This is a genomic window from Stenotrophomonas sp. TWI1149 (assembly GCF_039673155.1).
Taxonomy (GTDB): Bacteria; Pseudomonadota; Gammaproteobacteria; order Xanthomonadales; family Xanthomonadaceae; genus Stenotrophomonas; species Stenotrophomonas maltophilia_AA.
The window spans coordinates 45278-70791 of sequence record NZ_JBDJLB010000013.1; the positions used below are offsets into that span (position 1 = coordinate 45278).

Sequence of the window (25514 nt, forward strand, 5' to 3'; positions counted from 1 at the left end):
GACGATGCTTTTCAACTCCTTCCTGTTCCTGCTGGTTTTCCTGCCGATCGCACTGGGCGTGCATTACGCCCTGGGTGCGGTGCGGCCACGCCTGGCCGCGCTGTGGCTGTGCGTGGCCTCGATCGTGTTCTACGGGTGGTGGAACCCGCAGTTCGTGATCCTGCTGTCCGGCTCGATCGTCTTCAATTACCTGGTCAGCCTGGTGATCCTGTCGCTGGCCAAACGGCCGAAGCTGCAGTTGCTGGCCACCGCACTCGGCGTGGCCGCCGACCTGCTGTTGCTGGTGCACTACAAGTACTTCGCGGCGATGGTGAACTTCGTCGGCGAGATGGGCTTGAACGTCGGCCCGATGGATGCGCTGATCCTGCCGCTGGGCATTTCCTTCTTCACCTTCACCCAGATCGGCTACCTGCTCGACTGCCGCGCCGGCGTGGTCAACGACCGCAGCCCGCTCAGCTACGTGCTGTTCGTGACCTTCTTCCCGCACCTGATCGCCGGCCCCATCCTCCACCACAAGGAGATGATGCCGCAGTTCAGCAAGCGCGAAACCTACCGCTTCCATGCCGACAATCTGTCGGTGGGCGGCATGCTGTTCGTGATCGGGCTGGCCAAGAAGGTGTTGCTGGCCGACAGCATCGCCCCGTATGCGGATGCGGGCTTCGCGGCTACCGGCGAGGTCCAGTTCTGGGGCGCCTGGGCCACCGCGCTCAGCTATGCGCTGCAGCTGTACTTCGACTTCTCCGGCTACTCGGACATGGCGCTGGGCCTGGCCCGGATGTTCGGCATCCGTTTCCCGCTGAACTTCAATTCGCCGTACAAGGCGAGCAGCGTGATCGACTTCTGGGCGCGCTGGCACATGACCCTGACCCGCTACATCACCGCCTACCTGTACTACCCGGTGGCGATGGCGGTGACACGCTGGCGCACTCGCCACGGGCGTGCCACCGGACCGACCGCGGTGGCGTCGGCCGGCGGCTTCGCCTCGATGATCGTGCTGCCCACGGTGTGGGCGATGGGCCTGGCCGGCATCTGGCACGGCGCGGGCCTGCAGTTCCTGATCTTCGGCCTGCTGCATGCGGGCTACCTGTCCATCAACCATGCCTGGCGCGTGTTCGTCGTCGGCCGCAAGCCGGCCGCGCTGCGCCAGCTGCGCTGGTACCAGCACGCCGGCTACGTGCTGCTTACCTTCGCCGCGGTGCTGGTGGCGCAGGCGTTCTTCCGCGCCGACGGCGTGCACGATGCGTGGGAGCTGGTCCAGGGCATGTTCGGCATGCGCGGCTGGGAAAGCCTGGAGAACCTGGGCTACCTTGGCGGCATGGGCCTGGCCGACAGCTGGCGCCTGCTGGCCGGCCACCACGTGCAGCTGCTCTACATCCTAGTGCTGCTGGCCATTGTCTGGCTGGCACCGAACGCCCAGCAGATCATGGGCGTGTACGGTCCGTCGCTGGCCAAGCCGAGCCCGGCCCCGCGCGCGTGGATGCGCTGGCAGCCCAACTGGCAATGGCTGCTGGTGATGCTGCTGATGCTGGGGCTGTCGCTGCTGAGCCTGCACAAAGAATCCCGTTTCCTCTACTTCCAGTTCTGACAAGGTGAACCCGATGGATATCCAGACCCTCCAGGCCCAGTTGATCGACATCGTCGAAGCAGTGATCGGCATCCGCGTGCAGCCGGACGAATACATGGAGTCGCTGTTCGACTCGATGTCCAAGGTGCAGCTGATGGTCGAAGTCAAAGACCGCCTCGGCGTGACGTTGCCGGTGGATGAGATCGATGCGCTGGTCGACTCGGTGCAGGTGCTGGCCGATTACGTGGCCGCGCACCAGCGCTGAGCCATCCCCCCCTGCAGGAGGCACCCGCATGCGTTTCGATTTCGACCACTGCCGCTTCGTCGCGCTGGAGCACGCGCCGCATGCGCCGGCGCTGCACGACGCCGACGGCACCCTGGACTGGGCCGCGCTGCATGCGGCGACCCAGGCATGGATCGTGCGCGCGCAGGCGGCCGGCGTGCAGCCGGGGCATGCGCTGGTGATCTCCGGGCACAAGCAGTCCGCCTTCGTGGTGGCCATGCTCGGCTGCCTGCAGATGGGCGTCACCTACGTGCCGGTGGACACCATCAATCCGGCGGCGCGGCTGCAGCGCATCACCCAGCTCACCCATGCCGGCGCGGTCTACGATGCGGCGACGGACAGCTTCGCTCCCGGGGCCGATGCACCGCGCGGGCTGAGCGTGCCCGACCTGGCCTACATCATGTTCACCTCGGGCAGTACCGGCGACCCCAAGGGCGTGCAGATCGGCCGCGACAGCGTGGCGCTGTTCACCGGCTGGATCACCGACTGCCTGCAGCTGGGCGAGGCGCCGGCCTTCCTCAACCAGATGCTCTTCAGCTTCGACTTCTCGTTGTTCGACCTGTGCGGTGCGCTTGGCACGGGCGGCAGCTGCGTGCTGTGCCCGCGCGAGGTGATCGCCGACAGCGAACGGTTTGTCGAACACCTGCGTCAGTCGGCGGTGGCGGTGTGGGCGTCCACGCCTTCGTTCGTGCGCCAGCAGATGCTCAACCCGCGCTTCAACGCCGAGCACCTGCCGTCGCTGCAGGTGTTCGTGTTCGGTGCCGAATCGCTGACCCCGCGCGTGGCCGAAGAACTGTGGGCGCGCTTTCCACAGGCGCGCATCATCAACTCCTACGGTCCCACCGAGGCCACCTGTTCCACCACTTGGGTGGAGATCGACCCGGCCCTGCGTGCGGCCGCGCCCAACCCGTTCCCGATCGGGGTGGCCAAGCCCTACGCCGAGGTCTTCATCGACGACGGCGAGATCTGCATGTCCGGCGACCACGTGATGCGCGGTTATCTGGATCGACCGGATCTCGACCAGGGGGTGTTGTTCGAGCATCACGGCAAGCGTGCGTACCGCAGTGGCGACCTTGGCGATCTCGACGACCAGGGCCGGGTGTATTTCCGCGGGCGCAAGGACGACCAGATCAAGCTCAACGGTTACCGCATCGAGCTGGCCGAAGTGGACGCGTCACTCTCCACCCTCGACGGTGTAGTGGCGGGTGCGGCGGTGGTGCTGCGCCGGCCCGACGGCAGCCTGGTGCGCATGATCGGCTTCGTCGAACTGTCCCGGCCCGGTGAGGGTCTGGTGCAGCCGCTGCCGGATGCGCTGCAGGACTGGAAGGAACAGCTCGGCCGCCGGGTTCCGCCCTACATGATTCCCTCTGAACTGATCGCCGTGGATGCGTTGCCGACCGGCAACAGCAACAAGGTCGATCGCCGACAACTCGAGCAGCGCTATGCACTGGCGCGCACGCTCCGCAGCCAGGAACCCAAACGATGAAGCTCTCTCCGATCCCGTTCGCCCTCGCCCTGCTGGCGCTCGCGCCGCTGGCCGGCCACGCCCAGCCCGCCGGCCAGGAAGGCCGCCTGGCCCAGCTCTATGCCCCGCGGCCGCCGGCCGGCTCGGCCTTCGTGCGTGTGCTCAATCCCGGCAGTGCCGCGCTCAAGGTCGCGGTGGGCAACGGCGCCGAGCAGAGCATCGGCCCGGCCACGCGGGCGACCCGCTATGCCATCGTCGAGGGCGGCAGGCCGTTCACCCTGCGCGTGGCCGGTACCCCCCGCAGCCAGCCCAAGGTCGCGGCGGGCAGCTTCAGCACGCTGGTGCTGGACCCGGCGGCACCCTCCAAACCGCTGCTCGCGCTCGCCGATGGCGGCGGCACCAGCGACGCGCTCAAGGCGGAGATCCGCTTCTACAATCTTGCCAGCGGCTGCCCGCAGGGCCGCCTGGCGATGGCCGACAAGGGCGCGGTGGTGTTCCCGGCGGTCGCCGCCGGCAGCAGCAGCGCGCGCGGCATCAACCCGGTCAAGGCGCGCCTGGTCGCCGGGTGCGGCGGCAAGGAGAGCGCGCCGGTGGCACTGCCGGCCCTGCAGCCGGGGGACCACTACAGCCTGTTCCTGACCGGCAGCGCCACCGCCCCGATCCTGCAGGGCCAGCTCAGCGGCACCGATGCGGTGGGCCGCTGACCCATGCAGTCGCGTCCGGTATTCCGCGAAGACCACGAACTGTTCCGCGAGCAGGTACGGCGTTTCATCGCCGCGCAGATCGCCCCGCACTACGCGCAGTGGGAACGCGATGGCATCACCCCGCGCTCGCTGTGGCGCGCCGCGGGCGAGGCCGGCCTGCTCAACTGCCAGCTGCCTGAACCCTACGGCCTCGGTGGTGATTTCGGCCACGCTGCCTGCGTGATCGAAGAGTTGGCGCGCGCCAACTACCTGGGCATCGGTTTCTCGATCCACTCGGACATGGTCGCGCCGTACCTGATGCAGTACGCCAGCGCGCCGGTACGCGAGCGCTGGCTGCCGGCGATGGCGCGCGGCGAAGCGATCGGTGCGATCGCCATGACCGAGCCCGGTGCGGGCAGCGACCTCAAGGCGATCCGCACCCGCGCCGAGCGCCAGGGCGATCACTACCTGCTCAATGGCCAGAAGACCTGGATCACCAACGGCAGCAATGCCGACGTCGTGGTGGTGGTCGCCACGGTAGCGCCCGAGCTGGGCGCGCGCGGGTTGACCCTGTTCTGCGTGGACACTGCGCTGCCCGGCGTCACCCGCGGCGCGCCGATGGCCAAGATCGGCCAGCACGCACAGGACACCAGCGAGGTGTTCTTCGAGAACGTGGCGGTGCCGGTCTCGCATCTGCTCGGCGACGAACAGCGCGGCTTCGACTACCTCGGCGAACAGCTGGCCGCCGAGCGCATGGCCATCGCCCTGCGTGCGGCGGCGTCGGCCGAAGGCATGCTGGCGGAGACCGTGGCCTACGTGCGTCAGCGCAAGGCGTTCGGCCGCTTCCTGATCGACCACCAGAACACCCGTTTCGTGCTCGCCGATGCGGCGGCGAAGCTGGCGATGCTGCGCAGCTTCCTGGACGAGTGCCTGGGGCTGCAGATGCAGGGCCGGCTGGATGCCACGGTGGCGGCGATGGCCAAGCTCAACGCCACCGAGCTGCAGGGTGCGGTGCTCGATGACCTGCTGCAGTTGCACGGCGGCTACGGGTACAGTAGTGAATACGGTATCGGTCGCGCCTGGACCGACGCACGTGCGTTGCGCATCTTCGGTGGCAGCAGCGAGATCCTGCGCGAGATCATCGGCCGCACGTTGTAACCGCGGCGGCCCCGGTAGCTACCGACCGTTGGTCGGTACGCCCAACGCGCGCGCTACAACCCCCAGTGCCGCCGCAGCGCCTTGGCCTGCGGCGTGTCCTGCGACAACCACGGGTCGAGCGCGTATACGAGAACGTGCTCGGCACCGCTGTCGGCGGCCCAGGCCAGCTGCCGTTCGATCCGCGCCGCATCCGCGGTCTCGCCCTTGAACTGGGTCCCGTCGCTGTTCTCGCCGGGCAGTTCGCGGAACAGCTCCACGATCGCATCGAATGCGACGCCGCGCCGGGTCAGCATCGCCAGCAGCGGCTTGAGCTGCTGCACGTTGCCGGCGCCGGCAACGCCCACGCCGTCCTGCACCATCGGCCGCAGCGGCACCCGGTCCAGCACGGTGGCCCACACCGTCTCGAGGCGGCCGGTGGTTTCCAGCCGGCTGAAGTAGGTGGAGATCGCACAGTCGCCGCCCTGCGCATGCGCGGCCTGCTGCAGGCCATGCAGCCACTGCGCCAAGCCCTGCACGCGTGCCGCGTCGGCCCAGTGGTACTGCTCGATTTCATAGGGCACGTACCAGCCACCGAAGGCCTGCAGGCGCGCCCATGGCGCCTGTGCCAGCCACTGCTGCGCGCGTCCCAGGCTGTCGGCGAAGAAGGCCTGCAGGGTGGCGTCATCGCCGCCGATCGCCCTCCACCAGGATTGTTCGAACGGCAGCCCCATCCGCACCGTCATGCCGGCTTCGCCCGCGGCGGTGAACACCATCCGCAGGCTCGCATCGGGCAACTGCCAATCGCCTTCCGGGGCGCCGTGGATGCCCGCCCACTGCAGCACCAGCTGTTTGCAACCCAACCGCTGTGCCAGCTGCACCGAGCGCTGCCAATCGGCCATCGTCCAGTCCAGGTGGCTGCGCCAGGGTTGCAGGAACGTGCCATCGACCTGGGTGGGGATCGAGCAGCCGGGCAGGGCGGCCAGTGCGCCGACCGCCGGCGCCAGCAGCGCCGCGCGCAGCAGCCGGCGACGCAAGGGCGAAGGCAGATCGGGAAACACGGGGGAATCGCTCATGCCGCCATCATCCCAGAGCCGCGTTGTAGAGGGGTGAACCCTGGCTTGCGCCGACGACGCTCAGCCCAGGTGGCTCATTCCAGCGCGTAGCGCAGCACGAACAGGCCGGCCACCAGCCACACGGCCGGATGCACTTCGCGCCAGCGCCCGGTGCCGGCCTTCAGCACCGCATACGCGATGAAGCCGAACGCCAGGCCATTGGCGATCGAGTAGGTGAACGGCATCGCCAACGCGCACAGCGCAGCCGGCACGGACTCGGTCAGGTCGCCCCATTCCACGTCCACCAGTTCGCGCAGCATCAGCCCGGCCACGAACAGCAGGGCGGGCGCGGTGGCGTAACCGGGCACCATCTTGGCCAGCGGCGAGAACAGCAGCGCCGCCAGGAACAGCGCGGCCACCACCAGTGCGGTCAGGCCGGTGCGGCCACCGGCCTGCACGCCCGAGGCGCTTTCGGCGAACGCGGTGGTGCTGCTGGTCCCGAGCAGCGAGCCGGCCACGATCGCGGTGCTGTCGGCCAACAGGGCCCGTCCGAAGCGTTTCTGTGCGCCCGGCAGCTTGAGCAGGCCGGCACGACCGACCACGCCGTACAGCGTGCCGGTGGCATCGAACACTTCCACCAGCACGAACACCAGCACCACCTGCAGCAGCACCGCCATCGGCGCGCCGCCATCGTGGTGCAGCAGCCCGGGCAGATCGAGCTGAAGGAAGGTCGGGGCCAGGCTCGGCGGCAGCGAGATCAGCTCGGTGTACTGCACCTCGCCCAAGGCCCATGCCGCGCCCGTCACCGCCAGGATGCCGATCAGGATCGCGCCGCGCACCCGCCGCGCCTCCAGCACGGCGATCAGCAGGAAACCGGCCAGTGCCAGCAGCGGCGGTGCGGTATTGAGCGGGCCCAGCGCGACCAGGGTATCGGTGTTGGCAATGATCACGCCGGACTTCTGCAGCGCGATGATCGCCAGGAACAGGCCGATGCCGGCCACGATCGCCGCCCGCAGCGAGGGCGGAATGCCCGCCACCAGCCAGGCGCGCACGCCCGTCAGCGACAGCACCAGGAACACCAGCCCGGAAATGAAGACAGCGGCCAGTGCCTGCTGCCAGGGCAGCCCGGCAGCGCCGACCACGGTGAACGCGAAGAACGCATTTAAGCCCATGCCGGGGGCCATGCCGACCGGGAAATTGGCCGCGAACGCCATCACCAGCGAACCCAGCGCGGCGGCCAGGCAGGTGGCGACGAACACGGCATCCGGGTCCATGCCGGTGGTGGCCAGGATGTCCGGGTTGACGAAGACGATGTAGGACATCGTCAGGAAAGTGGTCAGGCCGGCCAGCAACTCGGTGCGCACGGTGGTGCCGTGCTGCTGCAGCTGGAACAGGCGTTCGGGGAGGGACATGGTGGAATCTCGTGACGATAAGGCGTCACGACCCACGGTCGTGACTTACCGGAATGCAAACGGCCGCGCAGTGCGCGGCCGTTCTTCATTCCCTTATTTCAGCGCCTTGAAGCGCAGCCGCTTCGGCGCGGCGTCGTCGCCCATGCGGCGGCGCTTGTCTTCTTCGTACTCGCGGTAGTTGCCCTGGAAGAACTCCACATGCGAGTTGCCTTCGAAGGCCAGGATGTGGGTCGCGATGCGATCCAGGAACCAGCGGTCATGCGAAATGACGAAGGTGTTGCCCGGGAACTCCAGCAGCGCATCTTCCAGCGCACGCAGGGTTTCGATGTCCAGATCGTTGGACGGTTCATCGAGCAGCAGCACGTTGCCACCCTGCAGCAGGGTCTTGGCCATGTGCAGGCGGCCGCGCTCACCACCGGACAGCGAACCGACCAGCTTCTGCTGGTCCTGGCCCTTGAAGTTGAAGCGGCCGATGTACGCGCGCGACTGGATCTCCACGCCGTTGATGTTGAGGATGTCCAGGCCGCCGGCGATTTCCTGGAAGACGTTGTGGTTGCCCTCCAGCGCGTCGCGGCTCTGGTCCACGTAGGACAGCTTGACGGTCGGGCCGACCACGATCTCGCCGGTATCGGGCTTCTCCTGGCCGGTGATCATCTTGAACAGGGTCGACTTGCCGGCACCGTTGGGACCGATGATGCCGACGATCGCGCCACCGGGCACCAGGAAGTTCAGGTCGTCGAACAGCAGGCGATCACCGAACTTCTTGGAGACATTCTTGAACTCCATCACCGCATTGCCCAGGCGCTCGCCCGGCGGGATGAAGATTTCGTTGGTCTCGTTGCGCTTCTGGTAGTCCACCGACTGCAGTTCTTCCAGGCGGGCAAGACGCGCCTTGCCCTTGGTACGGCCGCCCTTGGCGTTCTGGCGCGACCATTCCAGTTCCTTCTGGATCGCCTTCTGGCGGGACTTTTCCTGGTTGTCTTCCTGGCGCAGGCGGTCGTCCTTCTGGGTCAGCCAGTCGGTGTAGTTGCCCTTCCACGGAATGCCGCGGCCGCGGTCCAGTTCCAGGATCCACTCGGCGGCGTTGTCCAGGAAGTAGCGGTCATGGGTGACCGCCACGACGGTGCCGGTGTAGCGCGCCAGGAACTGTTCCAGCCATTCCACGGACTCGGCGTCCAGGTGGTTGGTCGGTTCGTCGAGCAGCAGCATGTCCGGCTTCTGCAGCAGCAGGCGGCACAGCGCCACGCGGCGCTTTTCACCACCGGACAGGGTGCCGACCACGGCTTCCCACGGCGGCAGGCGCAGCGCATCGGCGGCCACGTCCAGCTGGTTTTCCAGCGTGTGCGCGTCACCGGCGGCCAGGATCGCCTCCAGGCGCTCCTGTTCCTTGGCCAGCTTGTCGAAGTCGGCGCCTTCTTCGGCATAGGCCAGGTACACCGCGTCCAGCGCGGCCTGGGCCTGCAGCACCTCGCCCACGCCTTCCTCGACCGACTCGCGCACGGTCTTGGTCGGGTCCAGCTCCGGTTCCTGGGCCAGGTAGCCGACCTTGATGCCGGCCTGCGGACGGGCTTCGCCCTCGAAGTCGGTATCCACGCCGGCCATGATCTTGAGCACCGTCGACTTGCCCGAGCCGTTCAGGCCGAGCAGGCCGATCTTGGCACCCGGGAAGAACGACAGCGAGATGTCCTTGATGATCTGCCGCTTGGGCGGGACCACCTTGCTGACGCGGTTCATGGTGTAGATGTATTGCGAGGACATGAGGTCTCCGAAGGCGCAACCCTGCGCCCGTTCCAAACGGAACAGGAACAGATGGAAGAAAAGGATGTCCCGATTATAGCCGGAAGCGATCAGGACCGCCGGGAGCCACCGGCCCTGGGGCTTGCCGCCGCCTGAATGCGGGGTCAAAGCCCTTGAATTGGAAACCGTTTCCAGCCGGAGACCGTTCAGACGCCGTGCGCATGATGGAGCCATCAACCCACCAAGCGAGGCCAATCATGCGCATGAATCGATTTGTGGTCGGGGCCGTTGCCTCGCTGCTGGCCTTGGGCACCGTGGCCCCGGCCTTTGCCGATGACCACCGCGGCCGCGGTCACGACCGCCGGGAGTGGCGTGATGACCGCCGCGACAACCGTCACGATCGCCATGACCGGCACGATCGTCATGACCGTCGCGAGGTCCGCCATGACCGCCGTTACGATCATCGCTACGACAATCGTGGTTACTACCGTCCGGGCCCGCCGCCGCCGCGTGTGGTCTATCGCCCGGCGCCGGGGTATGGCTCTTACGGCTGGGCGCGTGGCCACCGCTACCGTGAGTACTACGGCGGCCCGGTCTACGTGGTCAACGATTACAGCCGCTACTCGGTGCGCCGCCCGCCGCGCGACCACCACTGGATCCGCGACGACCGCGGCAACCTGCTGCTGGTCGCCATCGCCACCGGGATCATCGCGGACTATGTGATCAACAACCGGTAAGGCCGGGTCCGGTCACTGCGGAAGTGAACAGCAACGGCGCCCTTCGGGGCGCCGTTCCGGTTTCCCCGGCGGGCCGTCGCGGCTGGCGTCCTGGTCTGCATGCGGCGGTGCCGCCGATGGGCGGCGCCATTGGTCAGCCCCGCCCCCGCGGACTACAATCCAAGGCTCGCGCTGTACCCCCTCTGCCTGCCTGGAGTAACCGATGTTCCCGCGTGACGTCCGCATCGAAACCTACGATCCCGAACTGGCCAAGGCCATCGCCGCCGAAACCCAGCGCCAGGAAGACCACGTCGAGCTGATCGCCAGCGAGAACTACACCAGTCCGGCAGTGATGGAAGCCCAGGGCAGCCAGCTGACCAACAAGTACGCCGAAGGCTATCCGGGCAAGCGCTACTACGGTGGCTGCGAATACGTGGACATCGCCGAGCAGCTGGCCATCGACCGCCTCAAGCAGCTGTTCGATGCCGACTACGCCAACGTGCAGCCGCACAGCGGTTCGCAGGCCAACCAGGCGGTGTACTTCGCGCTGCTGCAGCCGGGCGACACCATCCTGGGCATGAGCCTGGCGCATGGCGGCCACCTGACCCACGGGGCCAAGGTCAATGCCTCGGGCAAGCTGTTCAACGCCGTCCAGTACGGTGTCGACGAAGCCGGCCTGATCGACTATGACGAGGTCGAGCGCCTGGCCCTGGAGCACAAGCCGAAGATGGTCGTCGCCGGCTTCTCGGCCTACTCGCAGGTCATCGACTGGGCGCGCTTCCGCGCGATCGCCGACAAGGTCGGTGCCTACCTGTTCGTGGACATGGCGCACGTGGCCGGTCTGGTCGCCGCCGGCGTCTACCCGAGCCCGCTGCCGCACGCCCACGTGGTCACCTCGACCACCCACAAGACCCTGCGCGGCCCGCGTGGCGGCATCATCATCGCCAAGGGGGCCAGCGAAGAACTGCAGAAGAAGCTGCAGTCCATCGTGTTCCCGGGCATCCAGGGCGGTCCGCTGATGCACGTCATCGCCGGCAAGGCCGTGGCCTTCAAGGAAGCGCTGGAGCCGGGCTTCAAGGCCTACCAGCAGCAGGTGGTCAAGAATGCCCAGGCGATGGCGACTACGCTGATCGCGCGCGGCTACAAGATCGTCTCCGGCGGTACCCAGAACCACCTGATGCTGGTCGACATGATCGGCAAGGATGTCTCGGGCAAGGATGCGGAAGCCGCGCTCGGCCTGGCCCACATCACCGTCAACAAGAACTCCGTGCCGAACGACCCGCGTTCGCCGTTCGTGACCTCGGGCCTGCGCCTGGGCACCCCGGCGGTCACCACGCGCGGTTACCTGGAACAGGACTGCGTGGACCTGGCCAACTGGATCGCCGACGTGCTCGACGCCCCGGCCGACGAGGCCGTGATCGCCCGCGTCCGCGACGCGGTCAGCGCGCAGTGCCGCAAGTACCCAGTCTACGGCTGATATGGACGCGGGCCGGCAACGGCGTACCTACGCCGTGCTGGCCCTGGTCTGCGGCATCGTCGGGATGGCCGGCGGCGGCACCTTCGCCGCCATCGGGGTCTGGGTCGCGTTCGTCGAACCGGCGTATCTGGACCGGGCCTCGCGTCTGTTGATCGGCGGCTGGGGCGCGGCGGGGCTGATCGGGGTAGGCGGTTGGCTGTGGTTGAGCGGCCGCTATCTGCGGCACGGCCGCGCAGGCCTGCAGGACAGCGGCCGCTGGGCGTGGGGTGCGCTGGCCATCGGCGCGCTTGCCGCCGTGGCGGTCGTGGGGATGGCGTTCTGGCAGGCCACCGAGAGTCCGATGGCACTGGTCCTGCTGCTGGCGGGGCCGCCGCTGATGCTGCCCGCGGTCATGCTGGTGCGGCTGCGGCGCAGCCAGGGCAACTGACCGGATGGACCTCCATCGCAGGCGGCAGCGCGCCCTGCTGCTGCACGTCGGTGTGGTTGGACTCCCCCATGCCGTGGCGGCGTTCGTGCTGGTGGGTCTTTGCCTGCGCGACGTGCTCCACCAGTACGGTGGGGCGGGCGACGCGCCGGGCTGGGCAGCGGCGTGGTTCGGGACCGCAAGTCTCATCGTCATGACCTGGCTCACCCTTGCCCGGCGGTGGTGGCAGGGCGGCTCCGGCACGGTTCCGGCGGCGTCGACGGTCTGGTGGGCAGGCCTGCTGCTCGCCCTGGCAGCAACGGGCATTGCCTGGACCGGCCTGGTGCGGTCGATCTTCCACCTTCATCTGTCCGATGCGGCCGTGCCAGCCGCTGCCCTGGTCCTGATGGCGGGGCTCCCGCTGCTCTCCTGCGCGGCGCACCTGCTGTGGTTGCGTCTGCGCGCCCGCTAGGCAGGGCTGGCCTCTTCCCCTGTCCATTTGCTGTAGCCGGTCCCTCTCAGGTACCGTTGCGACGCTGCCGTGACCACGGCATGACGTTTTCCTGATGCAAGGCGTTCCATGTATTGTCCGTTCTGCCAGCATGCCGACACCCGTGTGATCGATTCGCGCGTCTCTGAAGACGGCGCGACGATCCGGCGTCGTCGCGAGTGCGAGGCCTGCAACGAGCGCTTCAGTACCCTGGAAACCATCGAGTTGAAACTGCCGGCCATCGTGAAAAGCGACGGCAGCCGCGAGGCCTTCGATGCCCGCAAGGTGCGCAGTGGTTTCGATCGCGCGCTGCAGAAGCGGCCGGTCCCCGAAGACAAGATCGAACTGGCGGTGCGCGCGGTGATGCAGCAGGCGCGTATCTGCGGCGAACGTGAAATCCCCTCGATCAAGGTCGGCGAGTTCGTGATGAACGAACTGCGCAAGCTCGATCACGTGGGCTACGTGCGTTTCGCCTCGGTGTACCGCAGCTTCGAGGACGTGGCCGATTTCCGCGAGGAGATCGAGAAGCTCGAGCGCGAACTGCCCTCCAGCACCGAACAGCTGCAGCTGCTCGGCGACGTGATCGCGCTGACCAAGAAAAAGAAAGGCTGAGCCGCGCCGCATCACGGCCACCACGGCTGGGCTACCATCGCGGCTGCCTGCCGCCGGACGCCCACCGCCATGACTGACTTCACCGCCCTCGACCACCAGCACATGGCGCATGCGCTGCGCCTGGCCGAGCGCGCCGCGTATACCGCGCGGCCAAATCCGATGGTCGGCTGCGTGATCGCACGCGATGAGGTCGTGGTGGGTGAGGGCTGGCACCAGCGCACCGGCGGCCCGCACGCCGAAGTGTTCGCGCTGCGCCAGGCCGGCGAACAGGCGCGCGGCGCCACCGCCTACGTCACCCTGGAGCCGTGCGCGCACCATGGCCGTACCTCGCCGTGCGCGCTGGCCTTGATCGAGGCGGGCGTGAGCCGGGTGGTCGCGGCGATGCGCGATCCGTTCCCGAAGGTCGACGGCGGTGGTTTCGTGCTGCTGCGCGAGGCCGGCATCGAGGTGGCCGAAGGGCTGATGGCCGCGCAGGCGCGCGAACTCAACCAGGGCTTCCTCTCCCGCATCGAACGCGGCCGTCCCTGGGTGCGGGTGAAGCTCGCCGCCAGCCTGGATGGGCGCACGGCGATGGCCGATGGCCGCTCTAAATGGATCACCGGTGCGGCCGCCCGCGAGGACGTCCAGCACTGGCGCGCGCGGGCCGGCGCGATCTTGACCGGTGCCGCCACGGTGCTGGCCGACGACCCGATGTTGACTGTCAGGCTGACCGATACCGAGGTGCTGCCGCCGCTGCGCGTCGTGCTCGATGCACGGCTGCGCTCGCTGGACTGCGCACGCGTGCGCGAGGGCGGGGCGCCGACCTTGTATCTGCATGACGCCGCGGTCCGTCCGCCGGCGATTGCCGACGCCGAATTCGCCAGCGTGCCCAGCCATGACGGGCGACTGGATCTGGGTGCGGTGCTGGCCCTGCTCGCCGAACGCGGCATCAATGACGTGCATACCGAAGCCGGCGCGACGCTGGCGGGTGCGTTGCTGGCCGGCGGCTGGGTCGACGAACTGCTGCTCTACCAGGCCCCGACGCTGCTCGGCGAGCATGGCCTGCCGCTGCTGTCGGGCCTGGGCATCCACGCGATGGACGATCAGCGCCGGATGCGCGTGGTGGATCAGCGCCAGGTGGGCGGCGACCTGCGGTTGCGGCTGCGCCCATAAAAAACGGGTCCCTTGCGGGACCCGTTCGATCATGGCGCGGCGCGGACGCCGCGGCCCGATCAGTAACCGACGCAGACACCCCTCTCTCCAAGGGCGCAGCGCGCAGTTGGTGAGCTTAACACTTATTTAACTTAAAGCCCCCAGTCAGGGTGCCCTGTTACACTAGCCGGGCCGGTTCGCCGGTACACAAACGTCTTCAGGGCGGGGTGCGATTCCCCACCGGCGGTAGGTGCGCAAGCACGAGCCCGCGAGCGCTTCCCGTTCCCCGGGAAGGTCAGCAGATCCGGTCCGATGCCGGAGCCGACGGTATAGTCCGGATGAAAGAAGACGGTGCGGCCGGGCCTTGCGCTCGGCGTGCACCTATATGCCTTGCGGCGTTTTTCGCTCACTTTCCGCGGAGAACGTTCCTTGTTTACTGGAATCATCGAAGGCGTCGGCCGTCTGGCCGCACGCGACACCCTTGGCGGCGATGTCCGCTTTACCTTTGACGTAGGCACCCTGCCGTTCGATAACGTGCAGATGGGCGAGAGCATCGCCATCAACGGGGTCTGCCTCACCGTCATCGCGCACGACGCCACCCGCTTCCAGGCCGACGCCTCGACCGAGACGCTGGGCCTGACCACGCTGGGCCAGCTGGCCGTCGGCGCCGTCATCAATCTCGAACGCGCGATGCGCCCGACCGATCGCCTCGGCGGTCATCTGGTCAGCGGCCATGTCGATGGCCTCGGCCAGGTGCTGTCGGTGCATGACGATGCGCGTGCCCAGCGCTGGCGCTTTGCTGCGCCGGCCGCGCTGCTGCGCTACATCGCCAAGAAGGGCTCGATCTGCGTGGACGGGGTCAGCCTGACCGTCAACGAAGTGGACGAGCAGGGCTTCGAGGTCGCGCTGATCCCGCACACCGTGGCCAACACCGCCTTCGCCGCGACGGCCGTCGGCAGTGCGGTCAATCTCGAGATCGATCTGGTCGCCCGTTACGTCGAACGTTTGTTGGGTGCAGGAGCACGCGCATGAATTTCGCCCCCATCCCCGAGATCCTCGAGGACATCCGCCTCGGCCGCATGGTCGTCATCGTCGATGACGAAGACCGCGAGAACGAAGGCGACCTGATCATGGCCGCCGAGCTGGTCAAGCCCTCGGACATCAACTTCATGGTCACCCATGGCCGGGGCCTGGTATGCCTGCCGCTGACCCGCGAGCGCGCCGCCGACCTGGGCCTGGCCCCGATGGTCCAGGCCAATACCGCGCAGTTCCAGACCAACTTCACGGTCAGCATCGAGGCCGCCGAAGGGGTCACCACCGGCATCTCGGCCTACGACCGTGCGCACACCATCCGCACCGCGGTGAAGCCGGACGCCAAGCCGGCCGACCTGCACCAGCCGGGCCACATCTTCCCGCTGATCGCCCAGCCGGGCGGCGTGCTGACCCGCGCCGGGCATACCGAGGCCGGCGTCGATCTGGCCCTGCTGGCAGGCCTGGAGCCGGCCGGTGTGCTGGTGGAGATCCTGAACCCGGATGGCAGCATGGCGCGCCGCCCGGAGCTGGAGGTGTTCGCCCGCGAGCACGGCCTGAAGATGGGCTCGATCGCCGACCTGATCGCCTACCGCCTGGCCACCGAGAAGACCGTCGAGCGCGTCGACGAGCGCGAGATCGAGACCGAGTTCGGGCCGTTCACGCTGGTCACCTACCGCGACCGGATCGCCCACGACCTGCACTTCGCCCTGGTCCGCGGTACGCCGGACAGCGAGCCGACCCTGGTCCGCGTGCAGGTCGAAAACCCGCTGGCCGACCTGCTGCACTGGCGCCGCGACGATTTCGGCGTGGCCTCCACCGACGCCCTGCGCGCCATTGCCGCCGCCGAGCGCGGCGTGATGGTGGTGCTGTCCGCGCCGCGCGACACCAACAGCCTGCTGGCCCGCCTGCGCCAGCAGCCGGCGCCGGTCACCCCCGGCAAGGACAAGGACGTGAGCCAGTGGCGCCGCAACGGCGCGGGGGCGCAGATCCTGTCCGACCTGGGCCTGGGCAAGCTGCGGGTGCTGGGTACGCCGCGCCGCCAGATCGGCCTGGCCGGCTATGGCCTGGAAGTGGTCGAGACCGTGGGGAACACGTCACCGCATGCGCGCTGACGCCCCGCCGCTTCGCGGCAGCCCCCTGACTCAGGGGGCTGTTGCACCCGAGCCGTGCCGTAACGCGCGGCGACCCGGCTACACGCGCCCATGCGCTAGAATATTCACCTATTAAATGGACCCCACGCCGAACATGAGCCATTACGAAGGCGACCTCCGTACTCCGGAAAAGGCCCGTTTCGCCATCCTCGCCAGCCGCTGGAACGCCCGCATCACCGACGTGCTGGTGGCCGGCGCGCGGCAGAGCCTGGCCGGCAACGGGATCGACGAGTCCGCCATCGACGTGATCCGCGTGCCCGGCGCATGGGAACTGCCGCTGGTCGCCGCGCGTCTGGCGGCGGCCCATCAGCATGCCGCGATCATCACCCTGGGCTGCGTGATCCGGGGCGATACGCGCCATTACGAACACGTGGCCGACCGCTGCGCCGAGGGCCTGATGCGCGTGCAACTGGACTTCGGCGTGCCGGTGCTCAATGGCGTGCTGGCGGTGGAGCGGGTCGAGGATGCCGAAGCCCGCGCGGGCGGCAGCCACGGCAACAAGGGTGAGGAAGCCGCACTGACGGCGTTGGAAATGGTCAATCTTCTGGAGCAGCTGCCATGAACAAGTCAAACCAGGGCAAGCCTGCTGGAAAGCCCGTCCGCCGCGATGGCGTCGACCCGGTGCTGCGTTCGCGCGCCCGTCGTCGTGCGCTGCAGGCGATCTATGCGTGGCAGATCTCGGGCGGCAACGCGCAGAGCGTGATCGCCCAGTTCGCCCACGAGCAGGCCCGCGAAGTGGCCGATCTGGCCTACTTCGAAGCGCTGGTCCACGGCGTGCTCGACAACCGCAAGGATCTCGACGCGGCGCTGGATCCGTACCTGGACCGTGGCATCGAAGAAGTGGATGCGATCGAGCGCGCCGCGCTGCGCGTGGCCGCCTATGAAATGCGCTTCCGCCTGGACGTGCCGTACCGCGTCGTGATCAATGAAGCGATCGAATCGGCCAAGCGTTTCGGTTCCGAGCATGGCCACACCTACGTCAATGGTGTGCTGGACCGCGCCTCCGTCGAGTGGCGCAAGGTCGAATCGGGTCACTGATCCGCCGCATGTCGCTTGCCGAATTTGCTCTGATCGACCGCATCCGTGCGCGCACCACCGCGCGGGCCGATGTCGTGCTCGGCATCGGCGATGACGCGGCGCTGCTGCAGCCGCGTGCGGGTGAGCAGCTGGTGGTCACCGTCGATACGCTCAACAGCGGCGTGCATTTCCCGGCGGAAACCCCGGCCTACGACGTCGGCTGGAAAACCCTGGCGGTGAACCTGTCCGATCTCGCCGCGATGGGCGCCCGCCCGGCGTGGTGCACGTTGGCGCTGTCCCTGCCGGATGCCGACGCGGACTGGATCGAGGCATTCGCCGATGGCTTCTTCGCGCTTGCCGACGAACACGACATCGTGTTGATCGGGGGCGACACCACGCGGGGGCCGTTGTCGCTGTCGGTCACCGCGATGGGCCAGGTCGCGCCCGGCCAGGCGCTGCGCCGCGATCGCGCGCAGGTGGGGGACGACATCTGGGTCAGCGGCAGCCTGGGCGATGCGGCCGGCGCTCTGCGCCTGTGGCAGCAGAACCGGTTGAAGGTGGCGGTCGCCACCCTGCTCGGCGATGACGAAACCTTGCGCCAGCGCCTGCTGCGTCCGACCCCGCGGGTCACGCTCGGCCTGCGCCTGCGTGCGTACGCGCATGCGGCCGTGGACATCTCCGATGGCCTGCTCGCCGATCTGGGCCACATCGCCGCACATAGCGAGGTGCGCGCCGAGGTCGATGCGGATGCATTGCCGATCTCACCGGCGCTGCGCGCGCTGCTGGGACGCGATGGCGCCCGCGACTGCGCGCTGCGCGGTGGCGATGATTACGAACTGTGCTTCACCGTCGCGCCGTCGCAGCGCGAGGGAATCGAGGCCTTGTCGGCGTCGTTGGGCCTGCCGCTGACCCGGATCGGGCGGATCGTGGAAGGGCAGGGCGTGCACTGCGCCGATGCGGACGCCACCGATGGTGGCTACGAGCATTTCGCCGCACGCGGTTAGAACGGCTTACACCGGCGGCAGCACTTTCCCGGGGTTGAGAATCCCCGCCGGATCCAGCGCGGCCTTGATCGCGCGCATCGCCGCCAGCGTGGCCGGGGTGAACGCCTGCGCCATGAAATCGCGTTTGGCCAGGCCGATGCCGTGTTCGCCGGAGAGCGTGCCGCCCAGCGCGAGGGTCAACGCGAACACGCGCGGCAGCGCCGCATGCGCGCGTGCGTTTTCACCGGCATCGTCCGGGTGGTAGAGGATGTTGACGTGCAGGTTGCCGTTGCCGGCATGGCCGAAGGTGACGATCGGCAGGTCGAACTCCGCCGACAGCGCCTGCACCCCGGCAACCAGCGCGGGAATGCGCGAAACCGGCACCACCACGTCTTCGTTGATCTTGCCCGGGGCGATGCTGCGCAGCGCCGGTGACAGGGCCTTGCGCGCGGCCCACAGGGTTTCACGCGCGCTGCCTTCCATCGCCACGTCCAGCGCGATCAGACCGTCGCCTTCGGCGGCCGCGGCCAGGGCCTGCAGCAGGTAGGGCAGGGTGTCGTGGTCGCCGTCGGCCTCCACCAGCAGCATCGCGCCGGCCTCGGGCACCTCGGCCCCATTGCGTCGCAGCAGCTCAAGGCTGCGCGCATCCATGAATTCCAGGCGGGTGGGCACCACCGGCTGCGCCATCAGGCGCGACACCGCCTGCGCGGCGGCATCCGCATCGCGGTAGAGCACGCGCAGCCCGGCCTGCGTCACCGGCAGCGGGGTCAGCTTCAAGGTGGCTTCCACGATCAGCGCCAGCGTGCCTTCGCTGCCGACCAGCAGGTGGGTCAGGTCGTAACCGGTGGCGTCCTTCGTGTACGGGCCGCCGCAGGTGATCAGTTCGCCGGCGCCGGTGACCGCGACCAGGCCGAGCACGTTGTCGCGGCTGGTGCCGTACTTCACCGCGCGCGGTCCCCCCGCATTGCAGGCGAGGTTGCCACCGATGCTGCAGATCTCCGCACTGGAGGGATCCGGTGGCCAGAACAGGCCGTGCGGCATCAGCGCCTGCTGCAGGTCGCCGTTGAGCACGCCGGGTTCGACGATCGCGCAGCGGTCGCCGGGCTGGATGGCGAGAATCCGGTTCATGCGCGCGAACGAGAGCACGATGCTGCCTTCGATCGGCACCGCGGCGCCGGTGGTGCCGGTGCCCGCGCCACGCGCGACCAGCGCGATGCGGTGCTCGCGGCAGGCGCGGACCAGGGCGACCACCTGCTCGCGATCGCGCGGGAACGCCACGCCGGCAGGACGCATATGCCGCCAGGAGTTGTCCTGCGCATGTGCCTCGAGTGCGTGGTCATCGGTGCGCCAGCCGTCCTCGCCCAGCAGGGCATGCAGGGTGGCAGCGAACGCGGCGGGCAGGGCAGGGGTCATCATCAGGTCCGGGAATAGACGGGCGCACGTTGAATCGCCCGCCAGCCGATCACGGCCAGGGTCAGGGGCAGCCAGACCCAACGCAGTTCGGAAAGGACGGTCGCCATGCCGCGCGCGCTGAAGAACTGCGGCGCGAAGGGCGAGACGCGGATCGGTCGCCACGGGGCGAAGAAACGTTCGCCGCTCCACGGCCACCACAGCGCGACGCCGAGACCGCCGGAGGTCAGTGCATCCAGCAGTGGGTGAGACAGCGCGCAGATACCGACGAACGCGGCCGCCTGCACCGCCGTGGCGCGCAGGCGGCGGTGCAGCAGCGCGGCGAGCAATGCCATCAGCGCGGCGAACAGCATCGAATGACTGGCGCCCCGATGGCCGAAGCTGTCGGCGTAGGGAATGTGCAGCCCGAAGGCGAGTACGTCGGCATCCGGCAGCATGGCCGCGACGACGCCGGCGGCCAGCAATGGCGTGGCGATGCGGCCGCGATCGGCGGCGCACCACAGCGCCAGCGGAATGGCGGCGTGGGTGAAGATGGAGGGCATCAGCAGTCCTCCAGCCGGAACGCGTCGCGCAGCCAGTTCAGCTGCGGCGGATCGCCACTGCCTTCGACCACGTCGAAGCGGCAGGGCTGCTCGGCCAGCCAGGGATGCGACTGCAGGAACAGCTGCGCGGCGAGCACCAGCTTGCGTCGCTTGCGCCGGTCCACCGAGGCCGCGCCGCCACCGAAGCGGTCGTTGGCGCGGTAGCGCACTTCGACGAACACGACGACGTCGCCGTCGCGCATGATCAGGTCGATCTCACCGCCGCGATAGCGCGCGTTGGTGGTGACCGGGCGCAGCCCGGCATCGCGGAGATGGGCCTGGGCGGCGGCTTCCACCGCCGCGCCACGCACCGCGCGCCCGGTCGGCACGTGCTTCAGTTGCTGGTGGCGATCGGCATCGGCCGGCCGCCGCTGAAGGTCGACCACGCCGGCACCCGCAGCACGTTGCCGTTGCTGTCCAGGAACAGGGTGCCGGTGGCGCCGGCCAGGCCGCCTTCAGTCGCGACCTTGTCCAGGTAGGCACTGATCTTCCAGGCATCGAAGCCGAACGCGAACAGGCGGCCGGACGCACCGCGCGCCGAAGGCAGGATCTGGCCGGCGGTGGAGGCGGCCGGCAGGCCGGGGACGCCGCGCACGTTCCAGGCTTCGTTCGGATAGACGATGCCGTCCAGCGCCATGTCCTCCTCGGGCTTGCCGGTACCGACGGTCAGCTGCGAGGTACCGACGCGGGTCGCACCACCGGCACCGGCCAGCGCCAGCTGCGGGGTCAGCGCACGCGCCTGCGGGGCCTTGACCGCCAGCAGCACGCCATCGATGGCGCCGGCGCCACGCACCTGCGCACCGATGTCGCCGACCGTGTCGCTCACGCCGATCGTGGCCACCACCTGGCCACCGCGCTGCGCAAAGCGCTCGCGGAAGGCGGCGGCGGCACGGCGGCCGTTGTCGTCGTTGCTGTGGATCACCAGCACCTTGCTGCGCTCGCGGCCGCGCAGGTACTCGGCGGCGATGATGCCGTCGTCTTCCGGGGCCAGCGAGAAACCGGCGCTGCCAGCCGGCGGGGTGTCCTTGCCGCGGTTCAGGGCGAGCACCGGCACCGGCAGCTCGCGGCGGCCGAACACGGCATCCACTTCGTCGCGGCCGAGCGGGCCGACGATGAAATCGGCACCGGCGGTCACCGCCTTGTCGTAGGCGGCCACGGCACCGGCGGCGGTGCCGGCGGTATCGATGAACTGGATGTCCGGGCGGCGGCGGGTCTCACCGTAGTAACCGCTGAGCAGGCCATCCCGGACCGGCTGCGCGGCAGTGGCCAGGCGGCCGCTGAGCGGCAGCAGCACGGCCATCTTCACCGGCGGCCGGTAGCCATCGCTCATCGCCGGCGGGCGCTTGCTGGTATCGAACTGCGAGGCGCCTTCGCGATCGAACGGACGCGGCAGCGGCAGGCCGCGGGCGATCAGCGCACGGCCGGCGAAGTTGTACAGCGGCTCGTTGGCCGGCAAGGCCGCGGTGCGGGCGCGCAGGGTGGCATCGTCCAGCGTGCCGAGCAGGCCGGCGATGGCCTGCTGGTTGTCAGCGCGCGCCTTGCCGGTCAGCGCGGCGTGGGCACGGGCGCGCTCGAGCGCGGCACCGAGGTTGTCGCCGGTGGCCTGCAATGCGTTGGCGCGGGCCAGCTGCCAGCGCGTACGCAGCGCGGGCGTCACTGCTTCGGACGGTTCTTTCAGCGCGGCCAGCGCTTGTGCCGGTTGCTTGTCGGCCAGGGCCAGTTCGGCGGTGGTCAGCTGGTAACGCTGCAGGCTGGCGCCGCTGAGCTGGCGCGCGGTGACCTGGGCCAGCAGGGTGCGGGCGCGGGCGGCATCGCCGGCTTCGTGCCAGGCGAACGCGGCATCGGCCAGGGCGGCGCTGCGGGCACTGCCGCGCAGGGTGTTGGCCAGCGCTTCCAGCTGGACCGCCGCATCGCGCGGCTTGCCCTGCTCGATCAGCGCCAGGGCCTGGCTCTGGGCCGGTGATTCCGGCGCACTGGTGAAGCTGGTCGTGGCGCAGCCGGCAAGCAGCATCAGCGACAACGAAAGGGCGGAGATCCGTACGACGGGCTTGTTCATGATCAGGTCCATTCGATGGGGGCAGCGGCCGTGGCCGGGGAACGGTACGATTCTACCCTTGACCACGGAAGAGCCGCTGATGAGTGCTGTCCCCACGCTGTATGTCGTTGCCACCCCGATCGGCAACCTCGCCGATCTGACCCCGCGCGCGCAGGACGTGCTGCGTTCGGTGGCCGCGATCTGCGCCGAGGACACCCGCCGCTCCGGCCAGCTGCTGGCCCACTTCGGCATCCAGCAGCCGCTGGTGGCGCTGCATGACCACAATGAAGAAGCGTTGTCGCAGCGGATCGTGGCGCGCCTGCTGGCCGGCGAATCGTTGGCGCTGGTCAGTGATGCCGGCACGCCGCTGGTCAGCGATCCGGGCTATCGCCTGGTCCGCGCCGCGCGCGAAGCCGGGATCAAGGTCAGCCCGATTCCCGGCGCCTGCGCCGCGATCGCCGCGCTCAGCGTGGCCGGCCTGCCCAGCGACCGCTTCACCTTCGAAGGCTTCCTGCCGGCCAAGGCCTCCGGCCGCCGCGAGCGCCTGCATGCGCTGGCCGGTGAAACCCGCACCCTGGTGTTCTACGAATCCTCGCACCGGATCACCGAATCGCTGGCGGACATGGTCGCCGCGTTCGGGCCCGAGCGCCCGGCGGTGCTGGCGCGCGAGCTGACCAAGCTGTTCGAGACCGTGCTGGACGGTGACCTGGCCTCGCTGCTGCAGCAGGTCGAGGCGGACGACAACCAGCGCAAGGGCGAGTTCGTGGTGATGGTGCAGGGCGCGGCCGACGATGAGGAGGCCCAGCTGGTCCAGGGACGGCGCCTGTACGCCAAGCTGAGCGAGCACCTGCCGCCCTCGACCGCAGCCAAGCTGGCGGCGGAAATCACCGGTGCCCCCAGAAAAGCCCTGTACGGCGGTTGATCGCCCCACGTGGGCGGGTAGAGCCACCCCACGGGTGGCTGCACGTGGTGCCAAAGAAGGTAGAGCCACCCCATGGGTGGCTGCACGCGATGCCAGAACGTAAGGCAGCCACCCATGGGGTGGCTCTACCGCGCGTGCAGATTGAATGCCGCCCTACGCCAACCGTCTGGAGGCACAGCCCCCTTTAGTAAAGGGGGCGCGGCGACAGCCGCGGGGAATTGGACGCTGGTGGCGCCCGGGGCCCACGGTTTGCATCGCAAACCGTGGGGCTTCTTCGCGGCATCGCGAAGAAAGGGCGGAGCCGGCCGATAAGCCGGGTTTTGTCGTGGACAGTCATTCTTCTAGGCGCTGCGTCACCGCAGCGCTCAAGCAACCTACCCGGACCCGACGCGGGCCACGCCATTAGGTCCCTATTTGGTCTTGCTCCAGGTGGGGTTTGCCGTGCCGGTCTGTTACCAGACTCGCGGTGCGCTCTTACCGCACCATTTCACCCTTACCGGCTTCCCGAAGGAAACGTAGGCGGTATCTTTCTGTTGCACTTTCCGTCGGCTCGCGCCGCCCAGGCGTTACCTGGCACCTTGCCCTGTGGAGCCCGGACTTTCCTCGGCATCCGCAAGGGATGACGCGACTGTCTGGCCGACTCCGCCGCGCGCATTGTCCCACATTCACGTCACCTCGGCGCAGACAGCCGTGTGGTCGTCAGCCGGGTCTCGCCGATGCAGTCACCCTCCGCATCGAATCGCCGCTCGGCGATGAAGCCCTGGCCGTCGGCGTCCAGCGCGATGATCGTGCTGGCGCGGGTGCCGTACTCGGGGCTGCGGATGAAGGCGGACGACAGCCAGCGCTCGCGGTCCAGGCCGATCCCCGTATCCGGCAGCGCGCTGTCGTCGGCGCGGGTCTCATCGCGCAGGGCGTCCCACAGCGGGCTCAGGTCGTCGCTGGCCAGGTCCACCCATGCGCGCAGGGCGGCGTTCAATGTCACGGTTTTCGGCCACGGCGCATCCAGCGGGCCATTGGATATGCCGTGGATGCCCGGGGCCAGCGATTGCCGGTGCAGCGGGTGGTTGCCGAGGAACTGGCAGCTGCCGCGGTCGGCCAGCAGCAGATTGAAGGGAGCGAACTCGACCGCGCGCCGGGCCAGCTGGTCGGCGAACAGGGCGGCAGGCGCGTCGTCGCGCAGGTAGTCGGCCACCAGCGCGCCGCGGGACGGGCCGGTCTGCCGGGCGAGGGGGTCACGCACGTTGGTCACCACCGCCATGCGCCCTTCCGCGCCGATCCCGGCCCAGGTGCCGCCCGAGCGCAGGTCGCGACCGGCGGCGATGCCGTCCTCCGGTGGGGCCCAGTGGTGCAGGGCGGCGGTAGGCCTCGCGTGGAATTCATCGCGGTTGCCGGCCATCACCAGCTGCCAGCGGAGGTGCGTTTTCCAGGCAAGGGCGAGCAGACACATGCCTCCCAGTGTGCCGGTTCTGCGCAGCACCGAGGCGATGGCGACCGGGCCCGGACTGAATACGGGCCGATGTTTCACGCGGTCTCCACAGGCCTGAACTTCGGCGAAATCTCAAAAAATGAGACGAAACAGCAACTTGTGGATAAGCCTTGAACAAGTCTCTAAACATTGATGCAAGCCCTTGATGTTCAAAGTGATTTCCCCTTCGCAAAGTTGTTGACAACCCAATCGGCACTGCTAAGGTGGGCATCAGAGGGGAAACCGGGTTTTTTGTGGTTTTTCGTGGTTCAATGTTTCACCGGGCGAAGGAAAGGTGAAAACGTCGTGTTTCAAGGCGAGACGGCCATCACTGTTGACGACAAAGGGCGCATGGCGGTTCCGACCGCGCATCGCGACCTTGTCGCGCGTGTGAGCAACAACCGTCTGGTCCTGACCTACAACCCGTTCGAGTCCGGCTGTCTGTGGCTGTACGCCGAACAGGAATGGGAACGCGTCCGTGACGACGTCATGTCCAAGCCCAACACACAGCGCGTCGTGCGTCTGCTGCAACAGAAGCTGGTCGGTTCGGCCGCGCATCTGGAGCTGGACGCCAACGGCCGCATCAGTATTCCCGCCAGCCACCGTGGTGCCGTTGGCATTGAAAAGAAGGCGGTGCTGCTCGGTATGGGCGACAAATTCGAATTGTGGAGCGAGCAGGCTCATCGCGCGTTGATCCAGCAGACGTTGTCTGACGAGGATCTCGGCGATGGGTTGCTCGACCTGAAGTTGTGAGCC

The 25514-nt window shown here is 68.4% G+C and carries 26 protein-coding genes, 1 other RNA gene and 1 riboswitch; of the genes, 18 read left to right on the top strand and 9 right to left on the bottom strand.

Annotated elements, in window-relative coordinates:
• Positions 1-4 precede the first annotated feature (4 nt).
• Genes ABE424_RS15060 through ABE424_RS15080 form a run of 5 tightly spaced genes read left to right on the top strand, consistent with a single transcriptional unit; the run spans position 5 to position 5153 of the window.
• Positions 5-1585, top strand: a complete 1581-nt coding sequence (locus ABE424_RS15060) for an MBOAT family O-acyltransferase (protein ID WP_346491371.1) — start codon at positions 5-7, stop codon at positions 1583-1585.
• 13 nt (positions 1586-1598) lie between these two features.
• Positions 1599-1829 (top strand): phosphopantetheine-binding protein, encoded by a 231-nt coding sequence (locus tag ABE424_RS15065; protein ID WP_346491370.1) that lies wholly within the window; start codon positions 1599-1601, stop codon positions 1827-1829.
• Between the two features lie 28 nt (positions 1830-1857).
• Complete coding sequence (locus tag ABE424_RS15070) at positions 1858-3333, top strand: AMP-binding protein (protein WP_346491369.1); 1476 nt, start codon at positions 1858-1860, stop codon at positions 3331-3333.
• Positions 3330-4016, top strand: a complete 687-nt coding sequence (locus tag ABE424_RS15075) for an alginate O-acetyltransferase AlgF (RefSeq protein ID WP_346491368.1) — start codon at positions 3330-3332, stop codon at positions 4014-4016. Before ABE424_RS15070 ends, ABE424_RS15075 begins: the two co-directional genes overlap by 4 nt.
• Before the next feature lie 3 nt (positions 4017-4019).
• Positions 4020-5153 carry an acyl-CoA dehydrogenase family protein gene (locus ABE424_RS15080; protein ID WP_346491367.1) on the top strand — a complete coding sequence of 378 codons (1134 nt, stop codon included), beginning with the start codon at positions 4020-4022 and terminating at the stop codon, positions 5151-5153.
• A 53-nt stretch (positions 5154-5206) separates the two neighbouring features.
• On the opposite strand, the gene ABE424_RS15085 is transcribed toward ABE424_RS15080, so the two are convergent.
• From ABE424_RS15085 to ettA, 3 genes are all read right to left on the bottom strand, one after another.
• Complete coding sequence (locus tag ABE424_RS15085; RefSeq protein WP_346491366.1) at positions 5207-6205, bottom strand: DUF4434 domain-containing protein; 999 nt, start codon at positions 6203-6205, stop codon at positions 5207-5209.
• A 74-nt stretch (positions 6206-6279) separates the two neighbouring features.
• Positions 6280-7596, bottom strand: coding sequence for an NCS2 family permease (locus tag ABE424_RS15090; protein WP_176990421.1), 1317 nt, complete (start codon positions 7594-7596; stop codon positions 6280-6282).
• Between the two features lie 93 nt (positions 7597-7689).
• Positions 7690-9354 (bottom strand): energy-dependent translational throttle protein EttA, encoded by a 1665-nt coding sequence (ettA, locus tag ABE424_RS15095; RefSeq protein WP_176990420.1) that lies wholly within the window; start codon positions 9352-9354, stop codon positions 7690-7692.
• 236 nt (positions 9355-9590) lie between these two features.
• Here ettA and ABE424_RS15100 point away from each other — a divergent pair, with 236 nt between their 5' ends.
• The 11 genes from ABE424_RS15100 (at position 9591) to thiL (ending at position 18366) form a co-directional block, all read left to right on the top strand.
• Positions 9591-10070 (top strand): RcnB family protein, encoded by a 480-nt coding sequence (locus tag ABE424_RS15100; protein ID WP_176990419.1) that lies wholly within the window; start codon positions 9591-9593, stop codon positions 10068-10070.
• 202 nt (positions 10071-10272) lie between these two features.
• Positions 10273-11526: a serine hydroxymethyltransferase gene (gene glyA / locus ABE424_RS15105; RefSeq protein WP_346478311.1), complete on the top strand. Its 1254-nt coding sequence runs from the start codon at positions 10273-10275 to the stop codon at positions 11524-11526.
• Position 11527: 1 nt separating this feature from the next.
• A complete protein-coding gene (locus ABE424_RS15110) occupies positions 11528-11953 on the top strand; it encodes a hypothetical protein (RefSeq protein ID WP_346491365.1) in 426 nt (141 codons plus the stop codon).
• Between the two features lie 4 nt (positions 11954-11957).
• Positions 11958-12401 carry a hypothetical protein gene (locus ABE424_RS15115; RefSeq protein ID WP_346491364.1) on the top strand — a complete coding sequence of 148 codons (444 nt, stop codon included), beginning with the start codon at positions 11958-11960 and terminating at the stop codon, positions 12399-12401.
• A gap of 108 nt (positions 12402-12509) precedes the next feature.
• The gene (gene nrdR / locus ABE424_RS15120; RefSeq protein ID WP_019182518.1) at positions 12510-13031 is read left to right on the top strand and encodes a transcriptional regulator NrdR; all 522 of its coding nucleotides are present in this window, start codon (positions 12510-12512) and stop codon (positions 13029-13031) included.
• Between the two features lie 69 nt (positions 13032-13100).
• Positions 13101-14183 carry a bifunctional diaminohydroxyphosphoribosylaminopyrimidine deaminase/5-amino-6-(5-phosphoribosylamino)uracil reductase RibD gene (gene ribD / locus ABE424_RS15125; RefSeq protein ID WP_346491363.1) on the top strand — a complete coding sequence of 361 codons (1083 nt, stop codon included), beginning with the start codon at positions 13101-13103 and terminating at the stop codon, positions 14181-14183.
• Positions 14184-14371: 188 nt separating this feature from the next.
• Positions 14372-14516, top strand: a riboswitch (FMN riboswitch).
• Positions 14517-14591: 75 nt separating this feature from the next.
• Positions 14592-15194, top strand: coding sequence for a riboflavin synthase (locus ABE424_RS15130; RefSeq protein WP_346491362.1), 603 nt, complete (start codon positions 14592-14594; stop codon positions 15192-15194).
• On the top strand, positions 15191-16306 hold the full coding sequence (gene ribB / locus ABE424_RS15135; protein ID WP_346491361.1) for a 3,4-dihydroxy-2-butanone-4-phosphate synthase: 1116 nt from the start codon (positions 15191-15193) through the stop codon (positions 16304-16306). Before ABE424_RS15130 ends, ribB begins: the two co-directional genes overlap by 4 nt.
• A 133-nt stretch (positions 16307-16439) precedes the next feature.
• Positions 16440-16907: a 6,7-dimethyl-8-ribityllumazine synthase gene (ribH, locus tag ABE424_RS15140; RefSeq protein ID WP_019182514.1), complete on the top strand. Its 468-nt coding sequence runs from the start codon at positions 16440-16442 to the stop codon at positions 16905-16907.
• Complete coding sequence (gene nusB / locus ABE424_RS15145; RefSeq protein WP_176990411.1) at positions 16904-17383, top strand: transcription antitermination factor NusB; 480 nt, start codon at positions 16904-16906, stop codon at positions 17381-17383. Before ribH ends, nusB begins: the two co-directional genes overlap by 4 nt.
• Positions 17384-17391: 8 nt before the next feature.
• Positions 17392-18366 carry a thiamine-phosphate kinase gene (gene thiL, locus ABE424_RS15150; protein WP_346491360.1) on the top strand — a complete coding sequence of 325 codons (975 nt, stop codon included), beginning with the start codon at positions 17392-17394 and terminating at the stop codon, positions 18364-18366.
• Positions 18367-18372: 6 nt separating this feature from the next.
• On the opposite strand, the gene ABE424_RS15155 is transcribed toward thiL, so the two are convergent.
• From ABE424_RS15155 to ABE424_RS15170, 4 genes are read right to left on the bottom strand one after another with little or no spacing between them, the layout of a single operon-like run.
• The gene (locus ABE424_RS15155) at positions 18373-19758 is read right to left on the bottom strand and encodes an FAD-linked oxidase C-terminal domain-containing protein (protein WP_346491359.1); all 1386 of its coding nucleotides are present in this window, start codon (positions 19756-19758) and stop codon (positions 18373-18375) included.
• A gap of 2 nt (positions 19759-19760) precedes the next feature.
• Positions 19761-20297 carry a metal-dependent hydrolase gene (locus tag ABE424_RS15160; RefSeq protein WP_346491358.1) on the bottom strand — a complete coding sequence of 179 codons (537 nt, stop codon included), beginning with the start codon at positions 20295-20297 and terminating at the stop codon, positions 19761-19763.
• Positions 20297-20665 (bottom strand): YraN family protein, encoded by a 369-nt coding sequence (locus tag ABE424_RS15165; protein WP_176990454.1) that lies wholly within the window; start codon positions 20663-20665, stop codon positions 20297-20299. The genes ABE424_RS15160 and ABE424_RS15165 overlap by 1 nt, the downstream gene beginning before the upstream one ends.
• A 5-nt stretch (positions 20666-20670) precedes the next feature.
• Positions 20671-22392 carry a penicillin-binding protein activator gene (locus ABE424_RS15170; RefSeq protein ID WP_346491357.1) on the bottom strand — a complete coding sequence of 574 codons (1722 nt, stop codon included), beginning with the start codon at positions 22390-22392 and terminating at the stop codon, positions 20671-20673.
• Between the two features lie 79 nt (positions 22393-22471).
• On the opposite strand from ABE424_RS15170, the gene rsmI reads away from it, so the two are divergent.
• Entirely contained in the window at positions 22472-23293 is an 822-nt protein-coding gene (rsmI, locus tag ABE424_RS15175) for a 16S rRNA (cytidine(1402)-2'-O)-methyltransferase (protein WP_121042690.1), read from the top strand.
• 293 nt (positions 23294-23586) lie between these two features.
• Here the strand turns inward: rsmI and rnpB are convergent.
• Positions 23587-23937: RNase P RNA component class A (gene rnpB, locus ABE424_RS15180), an RNA gene on the bottom strand.
• 26 nt (positions 23938-23963) lie between these two features.
• Entirely contained in the window at positions 23964-24740 is a 777-nt protein-coding gene (locus ABE424_RS15185) for an NRDE family protein (protein WP_346491389.1), read from the bottom strand.
• A gap of 324 nt (positions 24741-25064) precedes the next feature.
• On the opposite strand from ABE424_RS15185, the gene mraZ reads away from it, so the two are divergent.
• On the top strand, positions 25065-25511 hold the full coding sequence (mraZ, locus tag ABE424_RS15190; RefSeq protein ID WP_176990404.1) for a division/cell wall cluster transcriptional repressor MraZ: 447 nt from the start codon (positions 25065-25067) through the stop codon (positions 25509-25511).
• Positions 25512-25514 lie beyond the last annotated feature (3 nt).